This is a genomic window from Arthrobacter sp. B2a2-09, from assembly GCF_027587375.1.
Lineage (GTDB): Bacteria > Actinomycetota > Actinomycetes > Actinomycetales > Micrococcaceae > Arthrobacter.
In genome coordinates, this window is the sequence record NZ_JAMXIC010000015.1 from 1 (window position 1) to 17,218 (window position 17,218).

The window sequence follows — 17,218 nt, forward strand, 5'->3', positions numbered from 1 at the left end:
GGCGAACCCCTCGTGCCGATCTACGTGTTCTACTCCATGTTCGGCTTCCAACGCACCGGCGACGCCTTCTGGGCCGCAGCGGACCAGATGACCCGCGGCTTCATCATCGGCGCCACCGCAGGACGGACCACCCTGACCGGCGAAGGACTCCAACACGCCGACGGACACTCCCCCATCCTGGCCTCCACCAACCCCGCCGTGCTCACCTACGACCCCGCCTACGGCTACGAAATCGGACACATCATCCGCGACGGACTCGAACGCATGTACGGGGAGGCCGCAAGCGGCGAAGGAACCGGACCTGCATCCGATAGAAACTTGATGTACTACCTCACGGTGTACAACGAGCCCATCACCCAGCCGAACGAACCCGAGAACCTCGATGTCAACGGTGTTTTGAAGGGCATCTACCGGCTATCGGCGTCGAGCGCTGAAGGCCCCAAGACCCAAATCCTGGCCTCCGGCGTCTCGGTCCCCTGGGCACTGGAAGCACAGAAACTCCTCGCCCAGGACTGGGGAGTCTCCGCGGACGTCTGGTCCGTGACCTCCTGGAACGAACTCCGACGCGACGGACTCGCCGCCGAAGAACACGCCTTCCTGAACCCGGGCGAAGAACCCCGCACCCCGTTCGTCGCCCAGCAACTCGCCGGCGCCACCGGGCCGGTCATCGCCGTCACCGACTACATGAAGGCCGTCCCGGACCAGATCCGCCAATTCGTCCCCAACGAATTCGCCTCCCTCGGCGCCGATGGCTTCGGATTCTCCGACACCCGCCAGGCCGCACGCCGCTTCTTCAAGAACGACACCCACTCCATCGTCGTGAAAGCCCTCCAACTCCTCGCGGCGAGGGGCGAGGTTGGCCCGAGTGCGCCGTCGTACGCCATTGACCGGTACAAGCTTCTCGACGTGACTGCCGGCACCACCGGCGGTTCGGGTGGCGACTCCTAAAGCCCGCAAAAAAGAATCGGCGGTAGTGCTCCTTGAGCACTACCGCCGATTTGTTGTTACGCTCCGAGCGAGCGGTGATCCACCACGAATCCTGTGGCGGCATTCTCCCTGACTGCGTTGATACCGGCCACAAGGGCCGCAATATCCGGGAACTTGGGCGATACCGCCACTACCGTTCCATCATCGGCCTTCAACCGGAAACGGAACGATTGCTCCCCAGCTGTCATAATTTCGAAAATGCCAGACATAAACCCTCTTTCCACCGCGGATGCGTCGTTGCATCCCCTTCGATGACCACTGACTCTCGTGAAGTCCCTAAGAGAATATCGGCCATGGGAGCCTGCCAGAAGGCCTACCCATGGGTAATATTCAACCTTTTTCGGTAGACCTATATCGGAATGCAAGGTGAACCTAGAGACCTCATGGGGCCACATGGATAGGGTGAACCCCATGAACGATTCCAGCCCCGCGCCCACCATTGGTGTGCTGTTGGCCGGCGGCGCAGGGACACGCCTGGGCCTCGGCCCCAAGGCGCTGCTGCCCTTCCGCGGCCAGACCTTGGTGGAGGTACTCGCCAAGACACTGCTCGACAGCGGATGCCGCCAGGTAGTCGTGGTGCTTGGTGCCGGAGCAGAGGACGTCCGCCACGCGACCGACCTGGGCGAGTACCTTGTGGTGGACAACCCGGAGTGGGCGTCGGGCATGGCCAGCTCGTTTCGTACGGGTGTCGCGGCGGCCGCCCCTGGCCACAACGTCCTGGTGGCATTGGTGGACCAGCCCGGGTTGACCCCCGGCGTCGTCGCCAGGCTGCTGGCCGCGCACCAACCTGGCCGTGTGACCGCAGCGGGATATGCGGACACTGTCCACAACGGCCACACCGCAACAAAACTTCGGCGCGGCCACCCCTTGATCATCGACGCCACCCTCCGTGCCGAAGTCGCCGAGTCCGCTGAGGGCGACGCCGGAGCACGCCGTTTCCTCAAAGCGCACCCCGGGCTGGTGGACGTCGTCGACTGCAGCGACCTCGCCGACGGGGCCGATGTGGACACGAAGGACAAGCTGCACCTCCTCAGCGACTAGTGCCGTGATCGCATAGGTTCACCGGATTGCTTGGTCAGGTGGCGAGGGCATGTCTGCAGGCGCGTTCAGCGCCGCAGGTTCCGAGTGCCATCTGCGCCCTCTACCCATCGCCTCCTTCGTGCGTGCGCGCTGCGGGTTCGTCGGGCGACGGTCCGGTGTGGAAGATCGGCCAGCAGATCTCGGTGCGCCACTCGGCCGCCTCTGCGCTCTCGTGGCGCCCGACGGGGTAGTACTCGCGGATCGGGCCGTCCACGGCGAGGGCATGTTCAGCGACGTACGTGCCGAGGGCTCCGTAAGCCAGGTCGATATTCGCATGCGGGCCGCGGTGCACAATCGTCGCCAACTCGACCGTCGGGATGACCAGCGCGTCGACCCGACCCATGGGGCGCAGCGGTCCTGCGCAAGGCACGAAGATCGTCGCCGGTCCGCGCCCGTGGGTGAACAGGTCGGTACTGAAGATCCCGCCAGCCGGCGCGTCGGCGGCCAGGCCCTGGGCGTCGAGCGTCGCGTAGATCTCACCGAGCGCACCCTGGTACCAGGTCAACGCCTCGGCGACGTCCACCGTCTCGGTGATCGCAGCCGCCGGCGTGGCCGGAACGCTCCGGCGCCCGATCTCGGCCCGGGTGCCGCCCGGCGGGCGGGTAAGCAGGTCGCGCAGCGAGGCGACCGCAGACTGGCTGCGCGCCAACTCCCGCTCCATCTGGTTCAGGTGCGCGGCCAGCAGCGCGTTGCGGGTGTCGAGGTCGGGGGCGGCCAGCACCTTGGCGATCTGCTCGACCGGCATGTCCAGGGCGCGGAAGCGGCGGATGATCTGCGCGGTCGGGATCTGCGCGGTGGTGTAGTACCGGTGGCCGGTATGCCGGTCTACCTCGTCCGGTTCCAGCAGGCCCACCTGGTGGTAGTAGCGCAGCGTCTTCACGCTCAGGTGCGTGGCCCTTGCGAAGTCCCCGATCGGCAGTGTCGCGTCCATGCCTGCCACTATGCCACCTCCCCCAAGGGGAGATACACGGGCGCTCGCGGGTCTTGCACCTCTCGCCGGGGCACGCCGCAGGGTTGTCCGTAGCGGCCGATCAGGGCCGCGAGATGAAGGGAGCAAAGTCATGACGACCGAGCAGGACAAGGAAGCCATCATCGCCATCGTCCGCGAGATGGCGGCGTCGATGACCGGTGCGCAGAGCACCCGGCACTGGGCGTCCGACGTGCTGTGGTTCGACATCCCCCCGTTCGCGTCCAGGGGCGTCCCCCCGGCGCGAAAGCTGTTCGACGACACCTTCGCCAACTTCGAGTCCTGCAACGTCGAGATCCTCGAACTGACCGCGAAGGTCAACGGGGACATGGGCATCGTCTGCACGGTGCAGAGCACGAACATCGTGCTCAAGAACGGCTCCACCAAGCACGTCATGGCCCGGCAGACCGACTGCTTCGAGCGGCGTGAGAACGGCTGGGAACTGATCCACCAGCATGCCTCCGTCCCGGCCGGCGGCGAGTGGGACGGCAAGATCACCACCGTGTAGGGCCTGATCTGCGACGCGACCGGCCTCCCTGCCGAGCGGATCTCCTCGGCGACGGCGGCGCCCAACTGTCCCCACCGCCACCCTCGCCTCGCAAGTCCCCACGGGCTCCCACGGCCAAGCCACCCCAACTGACTCGCAGTTGTTGTCGTTATAGGGCCTCATAACGACATTAAATGCGAGCCAGTTGGGTGGGAGCGGAGGCGTCGGCGTCCTTGAGCGCCAGGTAGATCTTGTCCCGGGCGATGGGGAGCGCCGCGAACCTCACCCCGGTGGCGTTCCGGATGGCGTTGGCCAGCGCCGGTGCCACGGGGTTGAATGGGCTCTCGCTCATGGACTTCGCACCGAGCGGCCCCATCTGGTCGTTCGTTTTCGCGAAGTAGACCTCGCTGCGTGGCACGTCGGCGAAGGAAGGGATGTGGTACTGCCGCAGGATGTCGGTGGTGACCCGGCCGGCGTCGTTCACGCGGACTTCCTCATACAGCGCGACACCCAGTGCCTGGGCGATTCCGCCTTCCACCTGGCCGCGGCATTGCCGTGGATTGACCACGACGCCGGCATCGGCCGCCTGCACGCTCTGCAGGATCCGGAGCTCCCCCGTGCCGGTGTTCACGGCCACCCGGAATCCGTGGACGTTGAAGGCGACCGAACGCGGCGTTCCACCCCAACGCCCTTCGGCGGCGAGTTCCACGCCCTGCTGCTGCGCGGCGTCGTACACCTCCGCTAGCGCAAAGACGCGCTCACCGCAGCGCACGGTGCCGTCTTCGAGCACGCAATCCGCCTCGGCAACACCCGCGAACCCGGCAGCCACGGCCCGGATCCGCACTGCGAGATCCTGCGCCGCGAGCAAAGTTGCCTGCCCGGCCACCACGGTGCCCGCGGAACCGAACGCGCCGGTATCGTGCTCCACGAGGTCCGTATCGGACTGGCGCACGGCCACGTTCGACGCCGTGGTGGACAGGGCGGTCGCCGCGAGTTGGGCGTGGACAGTGGTGGTGCCGTTGCCGAACTCGGCGGTGCCGACGGCGGCGTCGAACGTACCGTCCGGCAGGAGCCTGAGGCGCGCGTGGGCGAAGTGCCCGCGAGGCGGAACGGTGTCGATCATGGACAGCGCGGAACCGACGCCCGTGACCCACTCCGGACCGAGATCGTCGAGCCCGGCGTCCCGGTAGCGTTGGCCGCCGCGTTCGAGGGCATCGCGGACCAATGCCACGCACTGGTCCAGTCCGTAGCTGCCGTAGAAAACGTCTTCTTCAGGTTCCGGGTTCGTGGAGAGCATGTGGTCCCCTGGCCGGACCATGTTCTTGAGCCGGAAGTCCAAGGGGTCCATCCCGATTCCGACGGCGAGCTCGTCCATGGCGGATTCGATCGCGAAGATCATCTGGCTCAGCCCGTAGCCACGGAAGGCACCGGCCGGGACAGTGTTCGTGTAGACGGCCTGCGCATCCACCTTCTTGTTGGCGCAGTTGTAGACGGCCAAGGATTCGCCGCACCCGTGGAACATCACTCCGGGCGCATGGTTTCCGTAGGCGCCGGTGTTTGTGACGACGTCCAGCTGCATCGCCGTCAGGTGGCCATCCCGGCTCGTCCCGGCCTTGACCTTGATGGTGAAGGGGTGGCGTGTGGTGGTGGCGGTGAATTGCTCGGTGCGGGTGAACTCCACCTGAACCGGCCGGCCCAGCTTGAGGGCCGCCATGGCCACGAGGTCCTCGGTGAGCACTTCCTGCTTACCGCCGAACCCGCCGCCCACGCGGCCGGCCACCACCCGGATCCGGTCCTCGGGGAGGTCGAACACACGGGCAAGGGTGCGCCGGACCAGGAACGGGACCTGGCTGGAGGAACGCACCATGAGCCGGTCCTCCGCTGGGTTCTCGGAGGGCTCTACCCACGCGATGGAGCAATGCGTTTCCATCGCGACGTGCTGCACCCGCTGGGTCTGGTACGTGTTCTCGTGGATGAAGTCGGCCGCTGCAAATCCGGCTTCAACGCTCCCCAGCTCGGAATGGACCTCCGCCACGACGTTGTTCTGCGGGCGGGAAATCCGGGCCGTTTCCCCGTCTTTCTCTCCGTGGATCGCGGGCGCACCGGGCAGCAACGCATCCTGCGGCGAGAAGACAGCGTCCAGGATTTCGTACTCCACCTTGATGGCCCGCGCCCCGGCTTCCGCCGCGCCAACGGATTCGGCGACGACGGCGGCAACCCGCTGGCCGATGAAGCGCACTACGTCGTCGAGGACACGGGTGTCGTCGGGATCATCGGTGTAGAGCTCGTGCTGGGCCGTTGAAAACAACCGGGCAGGCGCATCCTCATGCGTGAAAACCGCGACGACGCCGGGTACCTGGAGGGCCGCCGTCGTATCGATGGAAACAATGCGGGCATGCGCGTGCGGCGAGCGCAGCAGTTTGAGGTGCAGCAGTCCCGGGAGCTGTTCGGCCGGGACGTCGAGGGTGTAGCGGGCGGTGCCGGTGACGACGGCGCGTCCCGCCGGGGCAGGAACGTTGTCGCCGAGCTGGCCCGTACTCTTTACTGCCGCGCCGGACGTGGCTGCCGCACCGGACGTGGCTGCCGCACCGGCGTCGGGGGCGTGGGTGTGGCTACCGCACACAGCGTCCGCAATAGAGCGGTAACCCGTGCAACGGCACAGGTTTCCCTTGAGGTTTCGCGGGAGGTTGGCTTTCTGTTCCTCGTCGAAGGTGGCGGCGGTCATCATCATGCCGGCCGTGCAGAAGCCGCATTGGAAGCCCTGGTGTTCCAGGAACTGCTGCTGCACGGGATGCAGCTCTTCCTCACCGGACGGGCCAACACTGGAAAGTCCCTCAATGGTGGTGACCGAGCGCCCTTCGGCGCGGACGGCCGGGTAGATGCAACTGTGCACGGGTTTACCGTCCACGTGGACGGTGCACGCGCCGCAGTCGCCGCCGTCGCACCCTTTCTTGACGCCGAAGTTGCCCTGTTCGCGCAGGAACGTCCGAAGGCACTGGCCCGGGCGGGGTGCGGCCTCGGTGGCTGTTCCGTTGATCTCGATTGCCATGCTCAGGCCTCCTTCTGCTGTTCGGTATTGGTAGATCTAACTTGGGTAGACGGTTGTGGCGAGGTGGCGTGCGGCGGCCAGAAATCACCGGAGACCACCAGCGGTCCGCCGCCTGAAGCGGGGGCATCGAGCAGCTCCGCGCGGATCTCCTCGGCAAGGCGAATGGTCATGTCGTGGCGCCATTCGGGGAGCCCGTGGATGTCGTCGTGGTACAGCTCCGTGGGGATTGAACGCTCGACGGCGGCGGCCAGCTGTTCGGCGTCCGGCAAGTCCGCGGCGGCGAACCGCAGCTGCACGGGCCGCTTGGTGGCAGCGGTGACGGTGAGGACCAGGCCGCCATCGGCGTCGAGCCTTCCGATCAGCAGCGCCCCGGATCTTCCGAGGTTGCTCAGCGAGAGCCGGCGGAAGGCGACCCGCGCGGAAAGGGCCGACGCCGGAAGCTGGATGCTGCGCAGGAGCTCGCCGGGTGCCAGGCAGTTTTTCCCGTCCCCGGTAACGAATTCGACCACTGGAACGGTACGGCTGCTGCCGTGCCGGCCAAGGATGGTGGCCCTGGCATCCAGGCCGGCGCAGAGCGAAATCATCGGTCCGGCCGGGAGCGAGGTGCACACATTGCCGCCAACGGTGGACATGTTCCACACCTTGAAGGAGGCCACGAAAGAGTCACAGCACGGCCGGAAGACGTCCAAGCCGGGCCAGTTCCGGCCGGCCACGGCGTCCGACACCGGGAGCGCGTAGAGTTCGGCAACGGTGCAGGTGGCGGCCAGTTCAATGCCGGAGTCGCTCACGGTTACGGCCGGCCAGCCTGCTTGCCCCAGATCCAACAGCCGTTTCAGCGGCTCTTCGCTGCCGACCGGGCTCCCGTAGGAGAACAAGACCGTGCCGCCGGCAAGCCAGGCGTCGCCCTCGCGCCACTGGCCGGGGTCCGTGGTGGGGACCACGGACTCGATGGTGTTCATGTCCATGGGGTCACCTTGCTTTGTTCGAGGGTGTTGTGTTCGGGGGTGGTGTGGTGAATGGGTCCGGCGCCGTCCTTGAGCGAACCCCCGGCAGAGGCCGGGTGCGGCGCGCGGGACGCGAGGATTTCGGCCGTAATGGAAACGGCCACTTCGGCGGGAGTGACGGCACCAAGATCCAGTCCGATCGGCGAATGCAGGCGTTCGAGCGCCTCGACCGGTACGCCGCAGTCCAGCAGTCCGTCGATCCGCTGCCGGTGGCTGCGCCTTGAACCCATGGCTCCCACATAGGCGAGATCCAAAGCAAGGGCGGTTTCCAGCAGCGGAATGTCGAACTTGGGATCATGGGTCAGCACGCACACCACGGCGCGGGAATCGATCATGCCGGCGGCTGCTTCTGCCGCAAGGTAGCGGTGCGGCCAGTCCGTGACGAGGTGGTCGGCGGCGAGGAAACGGCCCTGGCTCGAAAACGCGGGCCGGGCATCGCACAAAGTGACCTCGTAGCCCAGGAGTTTCCCGGCGGGGAGCAACGCCGCGCCGAAATCGTTGGCGCCAAAGATGAGCATGCGGGCCGCTGGCAAGCGGCTTTCCACGAAGAGGGTAATGGGTTCGGCGTCGGGCGCGGCGCCCCCGCAGCCTTCGGCCGGCGCGAGCCGCACCAGCCCTGCCCGGCCACCATGCAAAAGGGGTTCGAGTTGTGCTGCGGCCGCGCGGATCACGGTGTCATCCCCGCCAAGGAGGGCCGAAAGTTCCCGAGAAGCAGCGGCGGAAAAACACGCCGGATCAGGAACGACGACGGCGCCTCCCGCGGCGTCGAGCCTGCGGATAAGTGCCAGGGAAGAGCCGCCGGAAGCGGTGTTCAACAGGGCCAAGTCCAAGCCGGCCGCCCCGGTCGGCTGGATGTGGACTTCCAGCTCACCACCACACGTGAGCCCGACGGCGAACGCGTCCTCGGCGCTGTAGCCGAAAGACTCGAGGCGACTGCCGCCGTCGCGCATTGCTTGAAGGGCGGCCTCCACCACGGCGCCTTCCACGCAGCCTCCGGAGAGGCTGCCAAGGACGTCCCCATGTTCGGAAACCAGCATGGACGTGCCCAGGGGCCGGGGCACGGAGCCTCCCGCGGCCACGATGGTGGCGACTGCGCATCGCTGCCCGGAGACCGCGGGCCGCCACGTGCCCAGCGAAGGCATCAAATCCAGCATGGCAACACCTCCTTTACCGAGGTCCCGGACCGGAGACCCGCCCGGGGCAGTGTGCGATCTTGCCTCATATTCTCATTCCTTGCGTCTGTACAGGAGAGCTTCGGGTAAACAGGCAACCCGTTGCGTGAAGAGGACCGGGGCGGGCCTCTCATTTCCCACCCCGGTCCTTAGCGGAGCGGCCGCACTCACCGCCGCCCGCCGTCGTCGTCCGCACTATGCGGTTGGAGGACGATCGGCGGACGCCTATTCATTGCGGTGACTTGCGGCCGGACCGCCGTCTCACTGCCGGCCTACTACCGGCCGGCTACGCTAGGTTAAGATCCCAAGAGCGTGCTGATCGGCCCGCGGGCAAAGTAGATCAAGAAGCCCACGGTCACCACCCACATAAGCGGATGGACTTTCTTGCCCTTCCCCGATGCCGCGTGGATCACGGCCCAGGAGATGAATCCGACGCCGATGCCGTTGGCGATGGAGTATGTCAGCGGCATGGTGACGATGGTGAGGAAGGCGGGCAGGGCCACGGAGAACTTGGAGAACTTGATCTCGCGGATCTGTGCCATCATCATGGCGCCCACCACCACCAGGGCCGCGGCTGCGACCTCAAGCGGAACCACGCTGGTGAGCGGGGTCAGGAACATCGAACCCAGGAACAGCAGCCCGGTGACTACCGAAGCCAGGCCCGTGCGGGCGCCTTCGCCAATGCCGGCCGCGGAGTCGATGTACACGGTGTTTGACGAGCCCGACGTCGCGCCGCCGGCTACCGCGCCCAGGCCTTCGACGATGAAGGCCGCCTTGAGCTTGGGGAACGTGCCGTCCTTGTATGCCACACCGGCGCTCTTGGCGAGGCCGGTCATGGTGCCCATAGCGTCGAAGAAGTTGGTGAACACGAGGGTGAACACCAGCATCGTGGCCGCCAGGCCACCGATCCTCGAGAACGAACCGAAGAGGTCGAAGTGGCCCACCAGGCTGAAGTCCGGGGCGGAAACCAGCTGGCCGGACAGTACCGGAGTGTTGAGGTGCCAGCCACCGGGATTGGCGGCGCTGCCAGGCCCGATGTGCATGACGGCCTCGACGACGGCGGCGAGGACCGTGGTGGCGACGATTCCGATCAGGAGGCCGCCCTGGATCTTGCGGGCCACGAGGATTCCCATGACCAGCAGACCGACAATGAAAATAAGGGTAGGTATAGAGGTGATGGAACCATCGTTGCCGAGCTGTACCGGCGGTCCGCCTTTTGTGGCGCGGACAAAGCCGGAATCGACGAACCCGATGAAGGCGATGAACAGGCCGATGCCAACGGTGATGGCGGCCTTGAGTTCCTTGGGGACAGCTTTGAAGATCGCGGTCCGGGCACCCGTGACGCCGAACAGGACAATCAGGATGCCGTTGATGACCACCAGGCCCATGGCTTCTGGCCAGGTGACCTCATGGATGACGGCGACTGCAAGGAACGAGTTGATTCCCAAGCCCGCGGCGAGCCCGAACGGCAGGTTCGCGATAAGGCCGAAGAGGACCGTCATGACACCGGCGGTCAGGCCAGTGACTGCCCCCACCTGCGCTGCGGACAACCATCCGCCCGCCACATCGGTGGGTGCGTTCTGGGCTGAGAATCCGCCCAGGATCAGGGGGTTGAGGATAACGATGTAGGCCATCGTGAAGAACGTGACGATGCCGCCGCGGAATTCGCGGGCCAGCGTGGAGCCACGCTTGGTGATCTGGAAGAAACGATCCAGGAAGGAGTTCGACGCCGGGGGCCTGGGGCTGCTGCCCCGCTGTGCCAGTCCGGTTGCCGTGTGCTTTTCGCCTGCCGCTGTCTGCCCTGCGCCCAAGGGCGCAGCCTGCTTTTCAGTTGCCGTTCGCATTTCTGCGGGGTCCAGGATTGTCATTTCAGCCACCGGGCCCTAGTAGTCAATCCTGGAGTCAAGCGTGTTCCAGGTGTTGAACGGTTCCAGGATGGCCGGCGACTGGGGGTCGCCCAGTTCCAGCTTGGCGACCGGCATGAGCGTGTCCCGGTCCTCGTTCTCGAAGTATTCGTAGAAGACGGCGTCGTCGAAGCCGACGGAGGCGGCGTCGTGCCGGTCTGCTGCGAAAACCACGTTGCCGATGCGGGCCCAGAGAGCCGAGGCCAGGCACATGGGGCATGGCTCGCAGCTCGTGTAGAGGGTGGCTCCGCTGAGATCGAAGGTGCCGAGCTCGCGGCAGGCATTGCGGATGGCGGTGACCTCGGCGTGGGCCGTGGGGTCGTTGGTTGCGGTGACCCGGTTGACGCCTTCGAAGGCGCGGCCATCCGCGGTGACAATGACGGCGCCGAACGGCCCGCCGCTGTTGAGGACATTGGCTGTTGCCAGCTCAATGGAAGTGGCCAAGAAACGTTCGGCCGTGACGGTGGTACTCATGTGCGACTTCCTTAGTGCTGAGGAAGCCCGTAACCAGGGAGGCATCTGAACAAGACAGATTAGTGCTGCGATTACCAGGCTTCAGCATGTGCTTTTGAAGGTTTCGCCTGGTAGATAGCTTCCCGGAGTCCGGGTGCCCGCCTTTGGCAAAATGAGATTAGCACCGGAGATGTGAGCAGCGCCATAGTTTCTGGAAAAAAAGTTTCGACATGTGAAATTCAGGCTTGGGACTGGCATCTCAGCGTCAGTCACATTGACGCATTTCGGGGAGCCACCTACGCTGGGTGCCACCGGCAGGGTTGACCTCCGGAACCTGGATCAGCAGACAGGAACCACTGAGCTGGAACGCAACTACGCCGACCAGACAAGGATTCCAATGTCCCCGAAATCCGATTTCCAGCCCGCCGCGGGAGCAGCAGACCCAAGCCCTTCCCGGCTCTGGATCAAGAATCCCCTCGCAGTGTTCACCGCCAACGGACTCGACGCCCGCGGTGGCATTGTGGTCAGCGATGGGAAAATCGCCGAGCTCGTCCCCGCCGGGAAGCGTCCATCCGCACCGTGCCATGAAACTTTCGACGCCGGCAATCACGTCCTGCTCCCCGGGCTCATCAACACGCACCACCACTTCTACCAAACGCTCACTCGTGCCTGGGGTCCGGTGGCCAACGCTCCCCTGTTTCCCTGGCTGCAAAACCTTTACCCCGTGTGGGCGCGGCTGACGCCGGGCAGCCTCGAACTTGCCGTGAAAGTAGCGCTCGCGGAACTCCTGCTTTCCGGCTGCACCACGGCAGCCGACCACCACTACCTCTTCCCCGCGGGTCTTGAGGACGCGATCGATATTGAGGTCGGCGTCGTGCGTGAACTCGGGATGCGCGCCACGCTCACCCGCGGGTCCATGACGCTGGGCGAGGACGACGGCGGCCTGCCGCCGCGGTCCACCGTGCAGCGCCCGGAGGTGATCCTCGCGGACAGCGAACGGCTGATCGGGAAGTATCACGAACGCGGAGACGGCGCTGTCATCCAGATCGCTTTGGCCCCTTGCTCGCCCTTCTCCGTGACCAGGGAAATCATGGCCGAGAGCGCCGCCATGGCCGAACGGCTGGATGTCCGGCTCCACACGCACCTCGCGGAAACCATCGACGAGGAAGATTTCTGCCGCGAGATGTTCGGGCTGCGCACGGTCGACTATTTGGACAGCGTCGGCTGGCTCGGAAAGCGCACCTGGCTTGGCCACGGCATCCATTTCGACGACGACGAGATCGCCCGGCTGGGTGCCGCGGGCACCGCCGTCGCGCACTGCCCGACGTCGAACATGCGGCTCGCGTCCGGCACCGCGCGGGTGCTGGAACTTGAGGCCGCCGGGGTTCCGGTAGGGCTGGGAGTGGACGGTTCGGCGTCGAACGATGCCTCCAACATGATCCTGGAAGCGCGGCAAGCGCTGTATCTGCAGCGGCTGCGCTACGGCGCGGACGTTCCGGTGGAGCGCGCCCTCGGCTGGGCGACCCGGGGATCCGCTGCAGTGCTGGGCCGAACGGACATCGGCCAGATAGCTCCCGGAATGCAGGCAGACCTCGCCATGTTCACGTTTGACGGGCTGCGCTTCTCCGGCAGCCACGATCCCATCGCCGCGTTGTTGCTCTGCGCGGCGGACCGCGCCGACCGCGTCATGGTGGGCGGCAAGTGGCGCGTGGTGGACGGCCAGATACCGGATCTGGACGTCCCGGAACTTATTGCCAAACACTCAGCCGCCGCACAGAAAATCATCAGGGGTTCGGAGTAGCCTCTCGATTAGGTCGTAGATCAGGAGGCATATCATGACCGTCCCCCAGCACAGCACTCCGACTCCTCCAGGTTGGTACCCGGACCCCTCTGGCTCCGGGCAACTACGGTGGTGGGACGGCAACGCCTGGACTGGAACCGCTTGGAACCCACCGGGTCAGGCCGGGGTCTCGCAGGCCGCGCCGGGTCAGCCCGGCGCAGGTCAGCCCGGCGCAGGTCAGCCCGGCATCTCGCAGGCCGGGGCGGGTCAGCAGGCCGGAGGCGGTCAGCCCGGCGTCTCGCAGGCCGGGGCGGGTCAGCCCGGCGGGGCGTGGCCCGCGGCCGCGCGGCCGGGGCAATACGCAGGGCCAGGGCAGTACGCGGGGCCAGTCCAACCCGCTCCCCGCCCGGAAATCAGCAAGCAGACGCCGGTCTACAACCCGTTCATCTGGCTCGTCACCCTACTGCCGGTCATCACACTGATCATCCTGCTGCTCTGGAATCCGGTCTTCCACTTGCGAATTGTGGGCGCCAGGCGCGTGCCGGCCCTCGATCCCGGCTCGTTCAGCGTTCCATATTTCCTGCTCATCGTTTCAGGGTGGCTCATCTACGGAGTCAGCGTTCTCTTGTCCTACCTCGACTGGCAAAAGCTGCAGAAGGACGGAGTGGTCCGCCCCTTCCACTGGGCATGGGCCTTCTTGGGCGCCGGAGTCTACGTGGTTGGGCGTTCAGTGATTGTCCATAAGGTGGCACCACCGCGCGGACTCGCACCGGTTTGGGCGCTCATTGGCGTGGTTGCTGTGAGCTTCATCCTGGTGGCCGTCAAAGTGAGCATGATCGTTTCGACCATCGCCAAGGCCCTGCCCATGTAGGTTCCCGGGACAGAATTTTATGTTCCATACCAAAGTGGCGGGCGGCACACCCCCGTAGGGAGGGTTCAGTGCCGCCCGCCTTTTTGGCTCTGTTGCGCAGAGTCCCTCATCCCCAGGGGCAGGAGCCCTAGGAACGCTGCCGGCCGAATACCGGAAGGGCTCGCAGCCAACGGGAAAATGTCCCGGGCATACGGTCACAGTCGGCCGGAATGTAGAAGTCAGGATCCGTGGCGCCGAATGGCAGGTACAGTTCCTGGCCGGGCGCCGGGAATTCCACGACGTTGTTCTTATCCTGCGAGTCCATCTGTCCTCCTATTTCATGCGCTCAGTTCTCCGTGGCGATGCGGTCCAGATTCTTCACTCGTTTTCATATTTCCGCATCTTGGAAAACATTTTTTGTTATATGGAAATGGTAGAGGGGATTCCCAAACCGCGTCAAGGGGTGCCCGCGGGGCCACGCCCCCGCCGCCAGTCGCCGTCGGTCACAATCAGAAAGTAGATAACGATTCTCCGGAAGTGATGTACACCACTGGCAAACGTGAGCTACGCTTTCTTCAATTCGTGGCGCAGGTCACGTAACCTGGGAGCAGCAGGCAGGGTCGTAATGAGCTGGCATCAACGGATGCCGGCTCTTTTTTTGTTGGGTCGGCTCCACCAGAAACGCGTATGAAACACGCGCTTAATTTCATTGGTGGACCTTAGTGGTTCCACCTCATAGAAGTTGGGATATGACCATGAGCAACAACATCGTCCTCGGCGACAACCAGTACGGCAAGGCAGAAGTCCGCGTCGTCAAAGTCACCCGCGACACCGACCGCCACCAGATCGAAGACCTTAACGTCACCTCGCAATTGCGCGGAGACTTCCAGGCTGCGCACCTCCAAGGCGACAACGCACACGTCGTCGCCACGGACACCCAGAAGAACACCATCTACGCCTTTGCCCGCGACGGCATCGGCTCTCCCGAAGCCTTCCTCCTGCGCCTGAGCGAACACTTCACCTCAGGCTTCGAGTGGGTCACGGGCGGCCGCTGGGAAGCCGAGGCCTACACCTGGGACCGCATCCAGGCACACGGCTCCGAACACGACCACAGCTTTGTCCGCAAGGGGCAGGAAGTCCGCACCGCCGTCGTGGTCCGTGAAGGCAACACCACGCACCTCATCTCCGGCCTCAAGGACCTGACCGTCCTGAAGACCACCGAGTCCGGCTTCGTGGGTTACCCCCGCGACCGCTACACCACGCTGCCCGAGACCACGGACCGCATCCTCGCCACCGACGTCTCGGCCCGCTGGCGCTACAGCACCGGTCTTGACTTTGCCGGGACCGACTTCAACAAGAGCTACGAGGACATCAAGGCCCTGCTCTTGGAAGGCTTCACCGAGAACTACTCCCACGCCTTGCAGCAGACCCTGTTCGACATGGGCAAGAAGGTCCTCGAGGCCCACACCGAAGTGGACGAGATCAAGTTCTCCATGCCCAACAAGCACCACTTCCTGGTGGACCTCAGCCCGTTCGGCCTCGACAACCCCAACGAGGTCTTCTTCGCCGCGGACCGCCCGTACGGCTTGATCGAAGCCACGGTCCAGCGCGACAACACCACACCTGCCCCGGCTGCGTGGAACGGCATCGCCGGCTTCTGCTAAGCCCCCGGGTACCCGCCCAACTGACTCGCAGTAGGTGCCGTTTTGGAGCCTCAAAACGACATCAAATGCGAGTCAGTTGGGCAATCACTCACACCCAAAATCCCTCAATTTTGTTAGCCAGACATTGTTAGCCAGACAAAGACGTCTGCCATGAACCAAGAAAGTCTGCCATGAACACCAAGAAGAAAACCCGCCTCGCCGATTCCCGGCCAGCCCGGCCCGAGGACAAGCGCCTCTCGATCGGGAGCACGTTCGCCTACGGCTTCCAGCACGTCTTGACCATGTACGGCGGCATCATCGCCCCGCCGCTCATCATCGGAGCCGCCGCAGGCATGTCCTCGCAGAACATCGGCCTCCTGATCGCGGCCTGCCTGTTTGTGGGCGGCCTCGCCACCATTTTGCAGACCGTCGGCATCCCGTTCTTCGGATCGCAACTGCCGCTGGTCCAGGGCGTGTCCTTCGCTGGGGTTTCCACCATGGTGGCGATCGTCAACGGCGGAGGCGGGATCCAGGCGGTATTCGGCTCGGTCATGGTGGCTTCCCTGATTGGCCTGGTGATCACACCCCTTTTCTCCAAGATCATCAAGTTCTTCCCACCCGTAGTCACAGGCACCGTTATCACCACCATCGGGCTGACCCTCATGCCCGTCGCGGCCAACTGGGCCATGGGGGGCAACAGCGCCGCACCCAACTACGGCAGCATGGCGAACATCGGCCTCGCCGCGGCCACGATGGGAATCGTCCTGCTCCTGAGCAAGATCGGCAACGCGGCCATCTCGCGCCTGTCCATTCTCCTTGCCATGGTCATCGGGACCGTCATCGCCCTCGCTACCGGCATGGCCGACTTCTCCAAGGTTGGCCAAGGTCCGGTGGTGGCCTTCCCCACGCCCTTCGCGTTCGGGGCTCCCACCTTCGAAATCGCCTCGATCGTTTCGATGCTGATCGTCATCCTGGTCACACTGACCGAGACTTCGGCGGACATCATCGCCGTCGGGGAGATCGTTGAGACCAAGGTCGATTCACGCCGTATCGGCAATGGCCTGCGGGCGGACATGCTCTCCAGCGCCATCTCGCCGATCTTCAACTCCTTCACCCAGAGCGCCTTTGCCCAGAACGTCGGCCTCGTAGCCATCACCGGCATCAAGAGCCGCTTCGTGGTCAGCGCCGGCGGATTCATCCTGGTGGTCCTCGGCCTGCTGCCCGTCCTCGGGCGGGTTGTCGCAGCGGTTCCAACACCCGTCCTGGGCGGCGCCGGCGTCGTACTCTTTGGAACCGTGGCCGCAAGCGGCATCCGGACGCTCTCCAAGGTGGAATACCGCAACAACATGAACCTGATCATCGTGGCTGCGTCCATCGGCTTCGGCATGATTCCGATCGCGGCTCCGAAGTTCTACGACCAGTTCCCGTCCTGGTTCTCCACCATCTTCCACTCGGGCATCAGCTCGGCCGCCATCATGGCCATCCTCTTGAACATGCTCTTCAACCACCTCAAGGCCGGCAACTCGGACAACCAGTCCGTGTTCGTAGCAGGCACGGGACGCGTGGTCAGCGAAGCGGACATTGCTTGCCTCGCGCACGGCGACCGTTTCGAGAACGGCAAACTGATCGACGCCGAAGGCAAGGAAGTGCCGCTCAAGTCGGACACCCCGGCAGAGCACTGACGGCTCTTCTCCGCCAAACTGGCAGGTGTTGTCCCTATTTCGCAGGCAAGAAATGGGGCAACACCTGCCATTTCGCGCTGCGTGCTGGTTTGCCGCCCCGGCACGAGACGGTTGTTTCATGAGGATCGATGAGCGAATCCGCGACGCTCGCTCAGAGCAG

15 protein-coding genes are annotated in these 17,218 nt (G+C 64.9%); 7 read left to right on the top strand and 8 right to left on the bottom strand.

What is annotated here, in order from left to right:
- Positions 1-948, top strand: a 948-nt coding sequence (locus NFJ07_RS15730; protein ID WP_442865357.1) for a transketolase-like TK C-terminal-containing protein, incomplete at its 5' end; no start/stop codon positions are given.
- Between the two features lie 56 nt (positions 949-1,004).
- On the opposite strand, the gene NFJ07_RS15735 is transcribed toward NFJ07_RS15730, so the two are convergent.
- Positions 1,005-1,196 (bottom strand): YegP family protein, encoded by a 192-nt coding sequence (locus tag NFJ07_RS15735; protein WP_269995725.1) that lies wholly within the window; start codon positions 1,194-1,196, stop codon positions 1,005-1,007.
- A 202-nt stretch (positions 1,197-1,398) separates the two neighbouring features.
- Here NFJ07_RS15735 and nboR point away from each other — a divergent pair, with 202 nt between their 5' ends.
- Positions 1,399-2,028, top strand: coding sequence for a nicotine blue oxidoreductase (gene nboR / locus NFJ07_RS15740; RefSeq protein ID WP_269995726.1), 630 nt, complete (start codon positions 1,399-1,401; stop codon positions 2,026-2,028).
- 100 nt (positions 2,029-2,128) lie between these two features.
- Here the strand turns inward: nboR and NFJ07_RS15745 are convergent, their stop codons facing one another.
- Positions 2,129-2,998, bottom strand: coding sequence for a MerR family transcriptional regulator (locus tag NFJ07_RS15745; RefSeq protein ID WP_269995728.1), 870 nt, complete (start codon positions 2,996-2,998; stop codon positions 2,129-2,131).
- A gap of 130 nt (positions 2,999-3,128) precedes the next feature.
- Between NFJ07_RS15745 and NFJ07_RS15750 the strand changes: the two genes are divergently transcribed.
- Positions 3,129-3,542, top strand: a complete 414-nt coding sequence (locus tag NFJ07_RS15750; protein ID WP_269995730.1) for a YybH family protein — start codon at positions 3,129-3,131, stop codon at positions 3,540-3,542.
- A gap of 169 nt (positions 3,543-3,711) precedes the next feature.
- Here the strand turns inward: NFJ07_RS15750 and NFJ07_RS15755 are convergent, their stop codons facing one another.
- From NFJ07_RS15755 to NFJ07_RS15775, 5 genes are all read right to left on the bottom strand, one after another.
- On the bottom strand, positions 3,712-6,570 hold the full coding sequence (locus NFJ07_RS15755; protein WP_269995732.1) for a molybdopterin-dependent oxidoreductase: 2,859 nt from the start codon (positions 6,568-6,570) through the stop codon (positions 3,712-3,714).
- Between the two features lie 2 nt (positions 6,571-6,572).
- The gene (locus tag NFJ07_RS15760; protein ID WP_269995734.1) at positions 6,573-7,535 is read right to left on the bottom strand and encodes an FAD binding domain-containing protein; all 963 of its coding nucleotides are present in this window, start codon (positions 7,533-7,535) and stop codon (positions 6,573-6,575) included.
- Positions 7,526-8,728 carry an XdhC family protein gene (locus tag NFJ07_RS15765; protein WP_269995736.1) on the bottom strand — a complete coding sequence of 401 codons (1,203 nt, stop codon included), beginning with the start codon at positions 8,726-8,728 and terminating at the stop codon, positions 7,526-7,528. Before NFJ07_RS15765 ends, NFJ07_RS15760 begins: the two co-directional genes overlap by 10 nt.
- Before the next feature lie 314 nt (positions 8,729-9,042).
- Complete coding sequence (locus NFJ07_RS15770) at positions 9,043-10,614, bottom strand: NCS2 family permease (protein ID WP_442865358.1); 1,572 nt, start codon at positions 10,612-10,614, stop codon at positions 9,043-9,045.
- A 15-nt stretch (positions 10,615-10,629) separates the two neighbouring features.
- Positions 10,630-11,124 carry a nucleoside deaminase gene (locus tag NFJ07_RS15775; RefSeq protein ID WP_269995739.1) on the bottom strand — a complete coding sequence of 165 codons (495 nt, stop codon included), beginning with the start codon at positions 11,122-11,124 and terminating at the stop codon, positions 10,630-10,632.
- A gap of 376 nt (positions 11,125-11,500) precedes the next feature.
- Between NFJ07_RS15775 and NFJ07_RS15780 the strand changes: the two genes are divergently transcribed.
- The gene (locus NFJ07_RS15780) at positions 11,501-12,904 is read left to right on the top strand and encodes an 8-oxoguanine deaminase (protein ID WP_269995740.1); all 1,404 of its coding nucleotides are present in this window, start codon (positions 11,501-11,503) and stop codon (positions 12,902-12,904) included.
- Positions 12,905-12,938: 34 nt separating this feature from the next.
- On the top strand, positions 12,939-13,754 hold the full coding sequence (locus NFJ07_RS15785; protein WP_269995741.1) for a DUF2510 domain-containing protein: 816 nt from the start codon (positions 12,939-12,941) through the stop codon (positions 13,752-13,754).
- 127 nt (positions 13,755-13,881) lie between these two features.
- On the opposite strand, the gene NFJ07_RS15790 is transcribed toward NFJ07_RS15785, so the two are convergent.
- Positions 13,882-14,058, bottom strand: a complete 177-nt coding sequence (locus NFJ07_RS15790; RefSeq protein ID WP_269995742.1) for a hypothetical protein — start codon at positions 14,056-14,058, stop codon at positions 13,882-13,884.
- Positions 14,059-14,482: 424 nt separating this feature from the next.
- Between NFJ07_RS15790 and pucL the strand changes: the two genes are divergently transcribed.
- Together pucL and NFJ07_RS15800 are read left to right on the top strand one after the other, a co-directional pair.
- On the top strand, positions 14,483-15,397 hold the full coding sequence (pucL, locus tag NFJ07_RS15795; RefSeq protein ID WP_269995744.1) for a factor-independent urate hydroxylase: 915 nt from the start codon (positions 14,483-14,485) through the stop codon (positions 15,395-15,397).
- 170 nt (positions 15,398-15,567) lie between these two features.
- Positions 15,568-17,058 carry a nucleobase:cation symporter-2 family protein gene (locus NFJ07_RS15800; protein ID WP_269995746.1) on the top strand — a complete coding sequence of 497 codons (1,491 nt, stop codon included), beginning with the start codon at positions 15,568-15,570 and terminating at the stop codon, positions 17,056-17,058.
- The last annotated feature ends 160 nt before the right edge of the window (positions 17,059-17,218 follow it).